Origin of the sequence: Pedobacter metabolipauper (genome assembly GCF_004362715.1) — a bacterium.
In the GTDB taxonomy this organism is placed as follows: Bacteria; Bacteroidota; Bacteroidia; order Sphingobacteriales; family Sphingobacteriaceae; genus Pedobacter; species Pedobacter metabolipauper.
Genome location: NZ_SNYC01000007.1, coordinates 318,805 through 333,710, shown reverse-complemented (window position 1 = coordinate 333,710; position 14,906 = coordinate 318,805). Strand labels below are relative to the sequence as shown.

Sequence of the window (14,906 nt, the reverse complement as noted above, 5' to 3'; positions counted from 1 at the left end):
TGTTATTGGAAAAGGGTCATATTTAAAATGGGATAAGGTTTGCCGAAGCCGTCTAATGGTATGCGGTTAAAAGTTTTAAATCCCATCTTCACATAGAAACGTAATGCGGCATGGTTTTGTTCGTTCACATCAACATAAATTATTTTCATCTCTTCAATAGCATAATTTACGAGCAGTTTACCTATGCCTTTTCCGAAATGATCCGGATGCACAAACAGCATTTCAATTTTATGATCTTCAACACCAAGAAAAGCAATGATCTCATGATCTTCATCCCTGCAGCACCTTAGATCTATTTCTGGTAAATAGGCATTAAACATCCGAGGCTTAAAATACAAGATATCTTTTTCGGTTAAAAAATCGTGTGTCTCCCGTACAGAAACTTCCCAAAGATCTGCAACTACCACATATTCTGCACTGTCAACCTCACTTATCTCATAAATCATTGCGCAAAGATATATTTTTAACAAACCATGCCGTATATTGTTTGTTATTTACTGACAGTAAACCATTTAACAATGAACACACGCCGAGATTTCCTCCAGATCCTTGCCGCTTCGGCTGCAACACTCCCTTTTCTTCCTTTATCGGGATTAGCAAATGACCTGTCCAAAGTTGATCAATCCTATGATGGTCCGGTGCTCCGGGTAGCAATCATGGGCCTGGGCGGTTATGGCAGCCGTGTTGCAGAAGCCATGAAGGCTTGCACAAAGGCAGTATTGGCTGGTGTAATCAGTGGAACTCCTTCAAAAATTAAAAACTGGCAAGCCAAATACAACATTCCTGAAAAGAACTGCTATTCTTATGAGAATTTCGACGCCATTAAAAACAATCCGGATATTGATGCCGTATATGTAATTACACCAAATGCATTGCATCATGATCAGGTGATCCGGGTAGCCAAAGCCGGTAAACATGTAATATGTGAAAAGCCTATGGCACTAAATGCCAAAGAGGGAGAAGAAATGGTGGATGCATGTAAAAAAGCCAATGTAAAACTGCTTGTTGGCTATCGCATGCATTTTGAACCCAAAACACTGGAAGTGATCCGCATGAGAAACAGCGGAGAATTTGGTAAGATCATGTTCTTCCAGGGACAGTGTGGATTTAATATTGGAGATCCGAATCAATGGCGGCTAAATAAGCAGCTGGCTGGTGGCGGCTCACTAATGGATATTGGTATCTATGCCATTAATGGTTCCAGGTATATGGTTGGCGAAGATCCAATTTGGGTAACTGCGCAGGAAACAAAGACACAGCCCGAACGGTTTAAAGAAGGCGTAGACGAAACCGTTCAGTTTCAACTCGGCTTTCCGGGTGGCGCAATAGCTTCTTGCTTGTCCACTTACGCCATGAACCACCTTGACCGCTTCTTTTTAACCGGAGAAAAAGGATTTGCAGAACTGCAGCCTTCAACCGGATACGGTCCAATTAAAGGACGTACCCACAAAGGTGAACTTACACAGCCTCATAGTACACATCAAACCATCCAAATGGAAGAAATGGCTGATATAATCCTATCGGGCAAAAGCCCTGTCGTACCGGTAAATGGTGAAGAAGCAGTAAAGGACCTAAAGATCATCGATGCCATATACCTCGCTGCAAAAACCGGCAAAAGGGTTACGATCTAGTGCCAACATTATTACAATCCCATGTTTGAGTAAGTTGGGTATTGGAAAGGTGAAAGGCTAACTTTGGCGCTTCTAAATAGCACAACTTTGATTCTTAATAAATCTTTAAACCCCCAGCATCAGGGAGTATCTACCATACTTGCATTTGCGTTAATCCCATTGTCTGGCTTTGCAACTGATATTTATATTCCTTCACTCCCAACAATGGCGGCAACGCTGCAGGTAAGTAATATACAGGTACAACTTACACTAAGTCTGTTTTTGATCAGCTATGGGATTTCTCAGCTATTTGTTGGCAGTTTACTGGATAGCTTTGGCAGATATAAGATCAATCTGATCAGTCTTGTTATTTTTGCTTTTGCCAGCATTGTCATTGCCAATACGGCGAATATCTATTTAATTTACCTCATGCGGATCGTCCATGGGATCACAGTAGGTGCTATCGTAGTGTCTAAACGGGCCTACTTTGTTGACGTCTTCAGCGGCGATAAGCTAAAAAATTATTTAAGCATGTTTTCCATTATTTGGGCTACGGCACCAATCATTGCTCCTTTTGCAGGCGGATATCTGCAGGAATATTTTGGCTGGCAGGCAAACTTTTACTTTTTAGCAGCCTTTGCACTAATCATATTGGTTCTGGAACTCATCTTTAGTGGTGAAACCATAAAGAACCGCATGGAATTTAATATAAAGAAGATCGGGATCATCTATGCAGATATGATCATGACCACAAGTTTTACTCTCGGTATTGTGATGCTTGGACTGTCTTATTGTATGGTAATGATCTACAACATGACCGGACCATTTATTATAGAGCATGAACTGAACATGAGTCCTGTAGTTGCAGGATATAGTTCTTTGTTACTCGGTGCTGCCATGATGGTAGGCGGACTGATCAGTAAATCAACTATAAACAAGCCATTTACAAAAAAGCTATCTATCAATCTGGGTATACAGCTTTTATTTGGCTTCGCAATGATCGTAAGCGTTAACTACGTCTCTAACTTATATGCTATGATCTTCTTTGCATTTATTATCCATGCTGCATGCGGTTATACATTTAATAGTTTCTTTACCTTCTGCTTAAGCAGGTTCCCTAAAAATGCAGGGATTGCCGGCGGACTTACCGGAGGTATTAATTATGTGATCGTATCTTTCTTGAGTTATGGGATCATTTATCTGATTCCGGCAAAGGATGAGCGTAATTTAAGTCACAGCTACATCGTGCTGATTTTATTTTCTGTAGCTGTGATGTTCCTGATCGGAAGAGTTACAAAGAATAATAAGACTTTTTAATATAAAAAGAAACGGGGATAAATCTTTCGACTTACCCCCGTTAAATTAACGCTCTCGGGTACAAATATAGGAACATAATCATTGCCTGTATATAAAAAATGCACTAAAAGGATTCCCTTAAGTTGTAAAGCAGATGTTTTTCTGAACAGCCTTACAAACCTATCTAAAAAATAAATAAATAAATTTTTACTAATTTTTTAATTATTAACAATAATTTTCATACATTTATATCGAGAGCGTTAAGGGGGGTTCATCGAGAGATGGCTCCCTTTCGTTTTTTCTACTTTTTCTTAATATTTTACACTTCCCTTCTTGATACTTTTCTACAGAAAAGCACATTTGCAATTTAAATTGCTAAAACGATTTTTCTATAAAAACAAAACAGCAGGGTTTCCATCCAGAAATTACCTGCTGTTTAACCTAAATTTCATTATTTTATAAAAAAATAATGAGTTGTTTAACAGGAGCTAACTACTTCACCTGCGTACTTAATTAAAAGTGTCTTATATAATCGATGTATTATTTTCTCCCTTATTAGACGCACACAATCTTTAAAAGTTGCACGGCATCAAAAATAAATTTCAATTATTATTATCCAAGCATTCGCTTTGTAAAGAATACATTACGCAAAAATTAATTTTAATACTCGAAACTTACATAACTGAATGGAATCTGTCTGTTGTAAGTTAAAGGATAAGAAGTGGTTGTGTTATTAATGTTCAAATATGAAGACGACATTATCTACTGCAGCACTTGAATTGGTGGGGAAATAATACTTTAACTGGGTAGCAGAAATTTCTGCTATAAGGAAGGTCGTTCCCTTTATTGTGATTTGTCCCTTATCGAAATCTACACTATAATCCGTCCATTCCTCTACAGACTCATCGGCATCACATTGTGAACTTCCGCGTTTTAAGTTTAATTTCTTATTGACATCAAATTGATAGGCGTCATCAAGTTCGCAGTTCAGCGGAGCATGGTATAAATTCTTGTTGGCAGGATTGGTACCTGGATTCTTATCTACCAATGCAGGTTTCCAGCTCTTAGCGGTTAATAAAGTCAGCGGAGTTTCCAGATCAGTTTTTTTGTCTTTTTTACAAGAGCCAAGTGTTAGTACAGCTACTATCAAACCGAGAATGATCTTTTTCATATTAGAGAGTAATTTATTTTACAACCCAAATATAGTAGTTTTTTAATTATATTTATTTCAGCCCAGTTAAGTTTTAGCTCAATATTTGGTTTCATATTTGCAAGGGTATATTGCATAAAAAGCAATCACATGATATTCCGACAAATTCTTAAACTGCTGTTACTTATTTTCCTGATCCTATTTGGATTCATTGCTACATTATGGGCCTCCTTTGTAGGAATAGAAATATATATGATCCTGACCATTTTAATTTCCATCGCTACAGTTGTCTTTTTCAGTATTTGGCTCTTTAGCGATCCGGTACCCAGATACCTGGATAAAGGAATGGGCATATTTCTGGCAATTTGTGCACTGGCAGTTTTAATCTATCAAGGCAACCAGTATTATATTAATAATCTGGCTACCGTAAATGACGAGTTCAACTTAGAAGAATACAGACCGCACATAAAAGATACTAAGGCCGTACATTTAGATACGGCATCTACGCTTAAGCTAAATACCAATTTGCCTGTTATGGATGGAGCGACAGCACTTTACCCGCTGTATTCTGCATTTGCGATGGCAGTTTACCCAAAGGGGGATTATCCGTACAACTATGTGAATAGTACGGTAAGCTGCTCCAATACTATTTTTGCCTATGAATCCCTGGTTGAAGGTAAGTCTGATGTGATCTTTGTTGCCGGACCCTCAAAAGAACAATCGGCATTTGCCAAAAAAAAGGGAGTTAAGCTTGTATTTACACCAATTGGTAAAGAAGCCTTTGTATTTTTTGTGAATGCAAAGAACAAAGTCAGTGATTTAACATTTGAACAGATCAAAGGGATCTATTCGGGAAAGATCAACAACTGGAAAGAAGTTGGCGGCGGCAATTCTGATATCAAACCATTTCAACGCCCGGACGGAAGCGGCAGTCAGACCATGCTAATTAAAGTAATGAAAGGAACCAGGCTGGCACCTCCACTAACCAATGAGGTGAAGATGAGCATGGGCCGCATCATTGATGAAACTGCCAATTATTTAAATTATCGCAATGCAATGGGTTTCTCGTTCCTTTATTTTGTAACCGGAATGGTAAAGAACAAAGACATTAAAATCGTAAGTATTGACGGCATATACCCGGATAAAAATACGATTGGCAATGATTCTTATCCATTTACTGCAGCATTCTATGCCGTTACGACTGATAAAGCTACACCAAACACCCGTAAATTAATTGAATGGGTGCTCTCCCCACAGGGACAGCAATTGGTAGAACGAACCGGATATGTCCCAATACGCCATTAGGTCCGGGACAGTTGTTCTTACTGATATTGCCGGGTTTCCTCGTAGGATGAGGGAATAACCTTTCAGTTATTCAGGACGCAATCAATAAGCTGCCCCGGCCTAATAGCTTACGCCATTAAGAGCCGGGTGCCCACTTACTCCTCGCGTCCATGAATATTCCTACATAACCCGGACAAGGTTCTTAGTGAACACCTCATATCAATCGATATTTAGTGTTTCGAATTATTTTATCTCAGTTCCAATTTCTTTAATAATATAAAGCTAAGGTATAAAAAATATTTGAATTGCGGTAATATATGACCGCAAAATTTAAAATATATATCAACACCTTAACTTCTTCATAGCCGAAGCAAGAATGTCCAAGAAAAATCACCAGGAATTACAAGATAAATTCGGAGAAAATCTCCGAAAGATCAGGGACCAAAAAGGTCTAAGCCTGCGTGCCGTTGCTGCCAATTGCGACCTTGATGACAGCAATATTTCCAAAATTGAAAATGGCAAACTCAACATCCAGCTGTCAACAATTATTGAATTGGGAAAGGGGCTGGGTATAGACCCAAGAGATCTGTTGAATTTTTAAATCGATTTATCTCCTCTTACGGGACATTTCTGTGCAAATTATCAATGTCATAACTTATTCCAATTCTTCGAAGCTTAGTAAAGCTGCATCCTTTACAATGGAATCTCCCGTCCTATAAAGTCTAAGGCCCTTAATGTAGTTTTATGGATCAGGTGATCCTGATAATCTTCTTTCCATAAAACCCATACTGTATTTCCATTGATACGATCTTCGTTTAATTGGAATCCTAGTTTTTTCGGGATCTTCAAACTCCTGGAATTTTCCGGATCGCAATGAATTTCAACTTTTAAAAGCTGCTCGATCTCAAACCCTACTTTTGTAAGCGCAGCAACCACCTCAGTTGCATATCCGTTATTAACATGTGATTCACCAATCCAATAGCCAATTTCCCTTGCACCATCCCCTGCCCGGGTATGTAATCCGCAAGAGCCTAACAGCTGGGTATTTGTTTTATCAAAAACCCCATATACATAATCGAGTCCGGTATCAAATTTACCCCTGAACATCCGGATTCTTTCCACATTGAAATCCAGATTTTCGGGGGTATCTGTTGCCCAGGGCATCCAGGGTATTAAATGAGCCTTATTTGCATTTAGCGCATCAACAAAAAGCAGTACATCAGACGGCTCGTAACACCGAATGATCAACCGCCCTGTTTCAATTCTGTAAGTTTTAGCAATCTCCATGATTACTAATCAAACCGTACAAATAAAGTTTTCTTATTAACTTTTTGGATCGTGAGTTGTTTTGGATCGCTGATCATCATCTGGGTATTGCCATTATAATCTGTCAATATACCTTTCGCTTCAACATTTTTATTAAGATAGAATTTAAGTACATCACCTTCAAAGTTCTTATAATCTTTTTTGGAGATAAAGATCGTTAAAAGCTGATTTGGATGAAGACCGCCTAAATTTAATAACGTGTGGTTTTCAAACGCCCTGCCGCCATAAACCGAATCTACAACAAGAGCCTCTTTTCCAACATATCTTTTTATGTCTTTGAGCTCCTTACCGGAATAAATGATATCTACAGATTGAGCCTTCAGGCCAGTTGATGCCAGCATTATAAAGCATACAAATGCAATTAATCTCATAAAAATTTTTGATTAAAGATAAGGATTTTGGCGTAAAAACCATCAGACTGACGCCCCATAAAAAAAGGGGCCACCATCCAGTGAACCCCATTATTAACGCTCTCGAACCTAAAAGTAAATAAATCAGTTTAATGATTTTGCATTCATTTTATTCAATACATTCATGCTCGTATTCAATTTTTTTAATCTGCAGAAAGTGCTTTACTTTCCAATACCTTACCGGTATCACCGTCAATTTTATATACCCAACCCTGAATTGCAGGAACAGATGCTTTAATTACTTTTACATTCCAGACCTTATTGCCACTTGTCCCTGACTCAAAGCCGGCAAATAAATGATCGCGGTTTTGACCATTTCTGATGTTTATGACGCCTTCCAGATCAAGAAATTCCAACAATTGGAGATAACCGAACTTTCCAAATTTTTTATCTTCATCAATCTCCTTTTCCAGCTTGCCGCTCTCATTGAAATAATACCATTTACCGATTTTAATCCCTTTACCATCTATGGTTAAATCGCCAAACTCCTGTCCTTTTTCTTTGATAAACCCAGAAGCATAGAACTTCTTTGAAGTTTTATAGAAAAATGGAAGGGCTTGAATTTGCTCTTCACTATATCCGTCAGCCGTTGCTTTTCTGACAATGCGAATTCCATTGCCCGTCTTAAAATCATTCAGGTTTACTTTTCCCGGGGTTGATGCACGGCTTTTTCGTGTAAAATCATCCATATCAAATTTCTCAAATCCTCCAGGCATCGTGTCCTGAACGGGTGATTTATAAATGGCATGACTACCCAACAAGAATAAGGCAACGGTTATCGTGAAAATTTTCATATCAATACATTTCCTGAACTTTAACTGATTACTTATCCAACGTCTTTAAGTGGTCATCTGTTGCGTTACCCAATAATAAAAATCCCGGCCCGCAAAAGATGCAAGGACCGGGATATTAAAAATAGGACTGATAAATACAATCTATACTTACTTTTTAAGTGCTTTTAGGATCTTATAATAAATCTGGTTGTTATTATACGTACCCATAAAATTAGTCGCCCCAGGGCCATAGGCAAATACCGGAACCATAATATTGGTATGGTCGTCCGTACTGAAATTACCGCGTACCATCCCCTTTTTATAGGATGCATCCAATAGGGATAATCCACCAGTTTCATGATCTGCGGTTACAATAACTAATGTCTCTCCGTTTTGGTCTGCAAACTTAAGTGCTTCGCCAACCAATCTATCAAAATCATGCTGCTCGGTCACTGCAAATGGCAAATCATTGGCATGGCCTCCATGGTCAATTTGTGCACCCTCTGCCATGATAAAGAATCCCGCTTTGTTTGCCGAAAGCAATTCAATGGTTTTCAATAAAGATGTTTTTAGCATTTCACCCCGGCCGTCCAACACCCTTCTGGTTGCTGAATCGTCTAGTAGAACCAGCTGTTTACCTGATTTAGCAATTTTAAATTCTTCCAGGGTTTTAGAATAGCTAAAGCCATTGTTTGTAAGCCTGCTCATTAAGGTTTTGTCTTTATTGGCCACAAAGCTTTTGCGGTTAGAACCTACCAGGATATCTACATGACTGTTTGCAAGATCTGCGGCAATCTCCTGCGACATCGAACGCTCAATCTGGTGCGCATAAAATGCGGCCGGAGTGGCATCTGTAATGTCGCCGCTACTGATAATTCCACTCTTCATTCCAAATGCGGCTAAGGTATCAGGAAGAGCACCCATGGGCCTACCATCAATATCAACACCAATATACCTGTTGTTTGTCTTTTCACCGCTGGCCATTGCGGTAGCCCCTGCCGCAGAATCCGTAAAATCAGAATTCATTGCTTCTGTACGCGACAAACCGATATATCTGATCTTCGATAGGTTTGAAGTTCCAAAATTACTGCTAAGACCTGCCTGGATCTGTGCCAGCCCCATTCCATCGCCAATAAGTAAGATCACATTCCTGATATTTCCGGTACTGCCATCACGCTTATAGCTTGGCTCGTATGGTTTATAGCCTAAAGGATTGATGTATTCCAGTCTGTCCCTGGTGCTGTAAAACTCATTTAATTTTTGAGGATGATCGGTGCCGATCCAGTCTGCACCAAGGTGTTCCAATTCTTTCCAGGTATTCGGATTATCTTTCGTAGCCCAAAAACGAAACGGTTTATTTAAACTGTGCGCTTTACCAATTACCTCAACCAGTGCTTTACGATCTGGAGGTGTTGGTGTTCCTTTACCATTCCAAACTACATAGCTGCTAATGTCATCACTGATCATTGCAATCCTGCCAAGCTGTTCTGGTGTATAGATTTTATCCGGGCGACCGTCAAAATAAATATAATCTGGAAAATCTTTAAAGTTTACTGCCGGAGGAACATCGCCGCTGATCACGATACGGACGGCATTTTTATTTAGCTTTGGATTAAAAACAGCCAGATTAGGCTTTAACTCATTAATCAGCACGGCCAGCACATCTTTATGATTGGCTTTAATATCAATAACAAGCTGCATTTTTTTACTGGTATCTGTATAGATATGACCTTGATTCTGTTTGAATAGTTTTGCTATAGGTAACAAATAAAGACTTTCCAGGGTTTTATCCGGATCTGTATCCTCTTCGTTGTGTGCTACCAGCAGTTTACCATTTTTTATAAAAACATCGGCTTCCACAGAACCCATACCTGCATAATAAGCCATAAAAAAAGGAAAATTCTGGTTATAGTCATTGTGACTATGACCAGAATTCTCTGTACGCTTAACCTGTGCATTTGCAGACAGGTTAAGCATTAAGAGCGTTGAGAGCGTTGAGAATGCAATGATTACTAAGTACTTCATCAATTATATTTATTTATTGTTATGCAATTTACAGCACATCAGGCCAAATTTACCAACCAGGAGTTTGTTTATACGTATTATTACTTCTACTGATTTCGTCCGGGCTAATTGGCCATGCCATGTGTTTATTTGGGTCAAAATTACGCGCAGGCCAAATTACCTGAATGGTATATGGTGAGTTGGAATCCGTTTTATTTTGATGGATACGGCCATGTAACGGAGCGTTGATCTTTGCAAAATCACCCCATCTTTTTAAATCTGCAAAACGGTCTGTCCATTCACAGGCAAGCTCTACACGTCTTTCATGTTTAAGGTTAGCCAATGTTGGATTCGAAATTCCGCCCAAACCAACCCTTGCCCGTACTTCATTTAGAGGTGCTTCTGCTTCTCCATTTCTTCCAAGCTGGATCAGTGCTTCGGCCTTAAATAATAAGATCTCAGAATAGCGCATTAAAGGCAAATTGAGGCGTGTGGTTGGATAATCACCGTTCGGATTGACCATATTGTTCGTACCCGCACTTCCACCTGTTCCATAACTAAAAGGCTCCATATATTTATTGATCTGAAACCCCGACAAGCTGTTGGTTGAGTTGTAAGTACGCTCAACACCAAAAAAGGTAAACTTATCACCAAACTTTAAGATGGTTACTTCTCTTCTTGGGTCATTTGCTTCATACTCATCATAAAGCTCTGCAGTGGGCTGGAAATATCCCCATCCGTTATAAATTCCCCATCCTTTATTCTCCAGAATTACACCCGGAAATTCAGATCCTCCCTGGATACCAGATGTTACCGACCAAATATATTCTGAACTCCAGTTGTTTTCAACGGTAAACACAGAACGGTAATTAAGCTCCGAAGTAGCTTTACCAATAATTAATGCACGTTTACCCTCGTTTTTGATCTTGTCTGCAAGCGCCGGGATCTGCTCCCATTTTGTTTGATCGTATTGTGCCCAATAGGCATACGCTTTTACCATGTAACCCCATGCTGCTGCTTTATGCGCACGGCCGCGATCTGCTGCTCCGTAAGTTTCAAAGAATGGAAGCAGGTCTGCAGCCTTTTGCATATCACTGATCACCTGCGCATAATTATCAGTTACTGAAGGAAGCTGTGGCGGCATACGTTTTTCATATTCCGGATTCTCCGGCATATCAAATGGAACACCCTGGTTTTTATGTCCCCAAACGTAGGCAAGCCAGAAATGAGCAAACCCGCGGATGAAATACGCCTCACCCATTGCCCGGTTTTTTACCGCATCTGAAACAGTGGCTACTTTAGGTACATTTGCAATCACCTGATTGGCTTTGTTCATCATCCAATACAGATCATTCCATCCACCAGTTAAATAACCCTCTCTTCCGCTGGGGATAAAGTTCTTGATGTTTTCTCCATCTGCCTTAACACGGCCAACAATTAGATCGTCACTTGCATTTTGCACCCAAAACAAATCCCTGCCCCAGGTAGACTCATACCGCATTGGCACATAAATGGTAGCCACAGCTTTTTGAATATCTTCTTCAGTTTTCCAAAAATAAGCATCCGTTGGGGCTCCATTTGGCTTGGTATCAACCCACGATTCTTTACAGCTGTTTAGTCCGGCAATAAATGGCAATAGTGCCAGTATATATTTTAATTTCATAATAATTATTTCTTAAGATCTCTCGATATGATTGTTAACTAAAACCTGTTTTAGAATTTAAGATTTAAACCCAATGAATACGTGCGTGAAACCGGGAACTGTCCGCCATCAAAACCAATACCGCCTACTTCCGGGTCCATACCTGAATATTTGGTTACCGTTAGCAGGTTATCTCCGCTAAAGAAGATTCTCAGATTGGTATTCCATGGCATTTTTTTGAAAGTATATCCCAACAATACGTTCTTAATCCTTAAATAGTCGCCATTCTCCAGGAAAAAGTCTGAAGGCTGCTGGAAGTTTTTATTCGGGTCATTTGCACGGATCCGTGGAATGGTACCTCCTGGATTTTCCGGAGACCAGGCATCAAGGATCTTGTTCCATCTATTGTATCCTTGTTCTGCACCGTTAAGTGTAGATTCTTTAAATGCATGGAATAGCTTTACACCAGCCACACCTTGCAGGAACAAGCTAAAATCAAAGTTCTTATAGTTTAGGTTGGTTGTAAATCCATAAGTGATCTTTGGAAATGCACTGCCTCTGTATTCGCGGTCCTTGTCATCAATCAGACCATCATTGTTTAAATCTACAAACTTAAGATCACCTGCTTTAGCATTTGGCTGAATCGCTTTTCCGTCCTTTGCATAAGCCGTTGCTTCAGCATCCGACTGGAAAATACCTGCTGTACGGATTAACCAGTACGAATACAAAGGCTGACCAACAGTGGAGCGGTACGGACTTAAAACACCTCTCCAGCTGTCTCCATCTCCCCAATAAGATAAAGGGTTATTGTCGATGATCTGGATCCTGTTTTTTAATGTAGCGAAGTTTCCGCCAAATTCATAGGTAAAGTCTCCTGCTTTATCCTTCCATGAAGCAGAGAATTCAAGGCCTTTATTGCTGATCTCTCCCTGGTTGATGAATGGTCTGCCTAATCCATAAGTATTTGGCCATTCACTATCCTGTTGTTTGATCAGATCGTAGGTTAATTTATCAAAGTAATCTGCAGTAACGTTCAGTCTTGATTTTAAGATGCTGATGTCAACACCAATATCTGTCTGTCTGGAAGTCTCCCAGGAAAGATCCAGGTTTTTACGGCTGTCAATATACAGGGTTTGGCTTTGAGGTGCACCATCACCAATTTGGTAGGTATTGTTACCGCTTAGTGTGGAATATCCGTAATAACGGCCAATAGACCCTAAGTTACCGATCTTACCCCAACTGGCCCTAAATTTCAACAGGTCTATTCCTTCAACTTTAAAGAATGGTTCTGAACTTAGTTTCCATGCTGCCGTTACACCCGGCAATCCTTTGGCACGATTGCCTTCAGGAAGCCTTCCTGCAATATCATACCGGTAACTTCCCGTAAGGAAATAACGATCAGAATAGCTGTATGACAAACGGGCAACATAAGAGTTGTTACGGTCTTTCCAGTCGCTGTCTCCAGGGCGGTCTGCACTGAATACCGCAGCATTTTGAAAGAACTGGGCCCATTCTTCTTCATTAACAAAGCCTTGTGCCCTTGCACTGAAGCCACGTGCTCCCTCTTCCTGCGAAGTCATGGATGCCATTGCACCAATGGAATGCCCGTTAAACTGGCGACTGTAATTCAGGGTATTTTCCCAGATCCACTGGTAACCACGACCGGTAGAATAAGACAAATAATTCTGGCTTACCGGTTTACCTGGTTCTGTTCTTAATGGCTCAAAGTTTTTATACAGGTTGCTATTCTGTCTGTACGAGAACCTGGAAAGGAAACTTAATCCTTTAACAATATCCGTTACATTTAATTCTGTTGCCGATTGAAGATCACTGCTTTTATTAAAAGGCTTGTTTCTTAATAAGGTAGCAACCGGGTTAATGGCATCGCCATGGATCCCTAAATATTGGGAATCTCTTGGTCCTACACCACCAAAGGTTCCATCTGCATAATAAGGTGTTGCAGAGCTTGGCATGTAAATAGCCGAAAGAATGGTACCGCTATATCCACCGGATGTGGTTGTACCCCTATTGTCGTTGTTATTCCAAAATAAGTTCTGGCTTATTTTTAAGTGTTTGTTAAAGGTATAGCTGGTGTTAAAACGAAGCGACAGGTTTTCATTATATGTGTTTAACAATGTACCTTCTTCACGCTCATAACGGCCCTGCAATAAAGTCTTAAAATCTTCCGTACCACCATTGATGCTCACATTGTGACGCTGAATGATGCCTGTGCGGAAAATCTCGTCTACCCAATCCGTGCGGTTAACCTGTGCATATGGGTTCTTTGCTGCATCCCATCCATCCAATGGATTAAGACCCGCATTGGTATAGGCAAGGTTAGATACCCTCGCCTCTTCTTCAGCAGTTAAGGCTTTAGGCAATTTCCATGCTGTTTTTGTACCGGTAAAACCAGAATATTCAATATAGGTCTTCCCTGCTGCTGCTTGTTTGGTCGTAATCAATACCACACCTGATGAACCTGCAAAGGCTCCGTAAATTGCTGCCGAAGCCGCATCTTTAAGGATGGTGATCGATTCTACATCTGCCGGGTTATAAGGTGCATTTGGTACACCATCCACAACATACAATACACTTTCACCGCTTCTTGAACCCATACCCCTAATGGTTAAGCTGGGTGCACTGTTTGGGTGCCCGCCATTACTTACTGCCGTTACACCAGGAACCTTACCCTGGATCATGCTCTGTACGCTTAACACCGGTCTGTTTTTAATCTGCTGCATGTCTGGAACAGTAGAAACTGCTGCCGATAGATCCTGCTTTTTAACAGCCCCATATCCGATCACAACAATCTGATCCAGGTTATGCTGTTCTTCTTTAAGGATGATCGTAAAGCCGGATTTTGAACTTGCTGGTACTTCTTGCGATACAAATCCCAAATAAGAAATGATCAATATGGCACTATCGTCGATGTTGCTGATGCTGAACTCTCCTTTTGAATCGGTAACTGCACCCAGATCACGGCCTTTTACCTTAACCGTAGCACCAACCATAGGCTCGCCTTTTTCGTCGGTCACTTTTCCTTTGATATCCACAAATACAACCCTGGATATTTCTTTCTTACTTCCCTTTTTGGTGATGATGATGGTTTTATTATCAATCACGAAATCGAACGGCTGATCTTTAAAGCTTTGCTCCAATGCCTGAACTACAGTGACATTCTTAAAATCAATGTTCACTGGTTTCGCATTCCTTATTTCATTGTACTTATAAAAAAGGTAATACCCGCTTTGCTTTTCTATGCTGCTAAGCACCTGCTCAAAAGAGATATTCTTACCCGATAAACTGATATTTTGGGAATACACCTTTGCACTAAGCTGGAGGCAGGTAACCAATAGGAATACAGCTGTTAGTTTCATAATTAGAAACGTTTTAAATGATAAAAAAGGCGTT

The 14,906-nt window shown here is 40.1% G+C and carries 12 protein-coding genes; 4 read left to right on the top strand and 8 right to left on the bottom strand.

Annotated elements, in window-relative coordinates:
• Nucleotides 1-2: 2 nt before the first annotated feature.
• Nucleotides 3-446, bottom strand: a complete 444-nt coding sequence (locus tag ATK78_RS20155) for a GNAT family N-acetyltransferase (RefSeq protein ID WP_133577931.1) — start codon at nucleotides 444-446, stop codon at nucleotides 3-5.
• Between the two features lie 72 nt (nucleotides 447-518).
• On the opposite strand from ATK78_RS20155, the gene ATK78_RS20150 reads away from it, so the two are divergent.
• Nucleotides 519-1,631, top strand: coding sequence for a Gfo/Idh/MocA family protein (locus ATK78_RS20150; RefSeq protein WP_133577930.1), 1,113 nt, complete (start codon nucleotides 519-521; stop codon nucleotides 1,629-1,631).
• 87 nt (nucleotides 1,632-1,718) lie between these two features.
• Nucleotides 1,719-2,927 (top strand): MFS transporter, encoded by a 1,209-nt coding sequence (locus ATK78_RS20145; protein ID WP_133577929.1) that lies wholly within the window; start codon nucleotides 1,719-1,721, stop codon nucleotides 2,925-2,927.
• A gap of 712 nt (nucleotides 2,928-3,639) precedes the next feature.
• On the opposite strand, the gene ATK78_RS20140 is transcribed toward ATK78_RS20145, so the two are convergent.
• Nucleotides 3,640-4,077: a hypothetical protein gene (locus ATK78_RS20140; protein ID WP_133577928.1), complete on the bottom strand. Its 438-nt coding sequence runs from the start codon at nucleotides 4,075-4,077 to the stop codon at nucleotides 3,640-3,642.
• Nucleotides 4,078-4,206: 129 nt separating this feature from the next.
• Here ATK78_RS20140 and ATK78_RS20135 point away from each other — a divergent pair, with 129 nt between their 5' ends.
• Together ATK78_RS20135 and ATK78_RS20130 are read left to right on the top strand one after the other, a co-directional pair.
• Nucleotides 4,207-5,361: a PstS family phosphate ABC transporter substrate-binding protein gene (locus ATK78_RS20135; RefSeq protein ID WP_133577927.1), complete on the top strand. Its 1,155-nt coding sequence runs from the start codon at nucleotides 4,207-4,209 to the stop codon at nucleotides 5,359-5,361.
• A 355-nt stretch (nucleotides 5,362-5,716) separates the two neighbouring features.
• On the top strand, nucleotides 5,717-5,941 hold the full coding sequence (locus ATK78_RS20130; RefSeq protein WP_133577926.1) for a helix-turn-helix domain-containing protein: 225 nt from the start codon (nucleotides 5,717-5,719) through the stop codon (nucleotides 5,939-5,941).
• Nucleotides 5,942-6,033: 92 nt separating this feature from the next.
• Here the strand turns inward: ATK78_RS20130 and ATK78_RS20125 are convergent, their stop codons facing one another.
• From ATK78_RS20125 to ATK78_RS20100, 6 genes are all read right to left on the bottom strand, one after another.
• Nucleotides 6,034-6,627 (bottom strand): GNAT family N-acetyltransferase, encoded by a 594-nt coding sequence (locus ATK78_RS20125; protein WP_133577925.1) that lies wholly within the window; start codon nucleotides 6,625-6,627, stop codon nucleotides 6,034-6,036.
• 5 nt (nucleotides 6,628-6,632) lie between these two features.
• Entirely contained in the window at nucleotides 6,633-7,037 is a 405-nt protein-coding gene (locus ATK78_RS20120; protein ID WP_133577924.1) for a hypothetical protein, read from the bottom strand.
• 182 nt (nucleotides 7,038-7,219) lie between these two features.
• Entirely contained in the window at nucleotides 7,220-7,870 is a 651-nt protein-coding gene (locus tag ATK78_RS20115) for a hypothetical protein (protein WP_133577923.1), read from the bottom strand.
• Between the two features lie 147 nt (nucleotides 7,871-8,017).
• Nucleotides 8,018-9,874: an alkaline phosphatase gene (locus tag ATK78_RS20110; RefSeq protein WP_133577922.1), complete on the bottom strand. Its 1,857-nt coding sequence runs from the start codon at nucleotides 9,872-9,874 to the stop codon at nucleotides 8,018-8,020.
• A gap of 49 nt (nucleotides 9,875-9,923) precedes the next feature.
• Nucleotides 9,924-11,516: a RagB/SusD family nutrient uptake outer membrane protein gene (locus ATK78_RS20105; RefSeq protein ID WP_133577921.1), complete on the bottom strand. Its 1,593-nt coding sequence runs from the start codon at nucleotides 11,514-11,516 to the stop codon at nucleotides 9,924-9,926.
• 50 nt (nucleotides 11,517-11,566) lie between these two features.
• The gene (locus ATK78_RS20100; RefSeq protein WP_243732585.1) at nucleotides 11,567-14,872 is read right to left on the bottom strand and encodes a TonB-dependent receptor; all 3,306 of its coding nucleotides are present in this window, start codon (nucleotides 14,870-14,872) and stop codon (nucleotides 11,567-11,569) included.
• Nucleotides 14,873-14,906: the final 34 nt, after the last annotated feature.

Excerpts from the sequence above, each read along its gene's own strand:
- ATK78_RS20110 (WP_133577922.1), bottom strand. The coding sequence starts at position 9,874 with ATGAAGTACTTAGTAATCATTGCATTCTCAACGCTCTCAACGCTCTTA.
- ATK78_RS20130 (WP_133577926.1), top strand. The coding sequence starts at position 5,717 with ATGTCCAAGAAAAATCACCAGGAATTACAAGATAAATTCGGAGAAAAT.
- ATK78_RS20140 (WP_133577928.1), bottom strand. The coding sequence starts at position 4,077 with ATGAAAAAGATCATTCTCGGTTTGATAGTAGCTGTACTAACACTTGGC.
- ATK78_RS20155 (WP_133577931.1), bottom strand. The coding sequence starts at position 446 with ATGATTTATGAGATAAGTGAGGTTGACAGTGCAGAATATGTGGTAGTT.
- ATK78_RS20150 (WP_133577930.1), top strand. The coding sequence starts at position 519 with ATGAACACACGCCGAGATTTCCTCCAGATCCTTGCCGCTTCGGCTGCA.
- ATK78_RS20100 (WP_243732585.1), bottom strand. The coding sequence starts at position 14,872 with ATGAAACTAACAGCTGTATTCCTATTGGTTACCTGCCTCCAGCTTAGT.
- ATK78_RS20105 (WP_133577921.1), bottom strand. The coding sequence starts at position 11,516 with ATGAAATTAAAATATATACTGGCACTATTGCCATTTATTGCCGGACTA.
- ATK78_RS20115 (WP_133577923.1), bottom strand. The coding sequence starts at position 7,870 with ATGAAAATTTTCACGATAACCGTTGCCTTATTCTTGTTGGGTAGTCAT.
- ATK78_RS20135 (WP_133577927.1), top strand. The coding sequence starts at position 4,207 with ATGATATTCCGACAAATTCTTAAACTGCTGTTACTTATTTTCCTGATC.
- ATK78_RS20125 (WP_133577925.1), bottom strand. The coding sequence starts at position 6,627 with ATGGAGATTGCTAAAACTTACAGAATTGAAACAGGGCGGTTGATCATT.
- ATK78_RS20120 (WP_133577924.1), bottom strand. The coding sequence starts at position 7,037 with ATGAGATTAATTGCATTTGTATGCTTTATAATGCTGGCATCAACTGGC.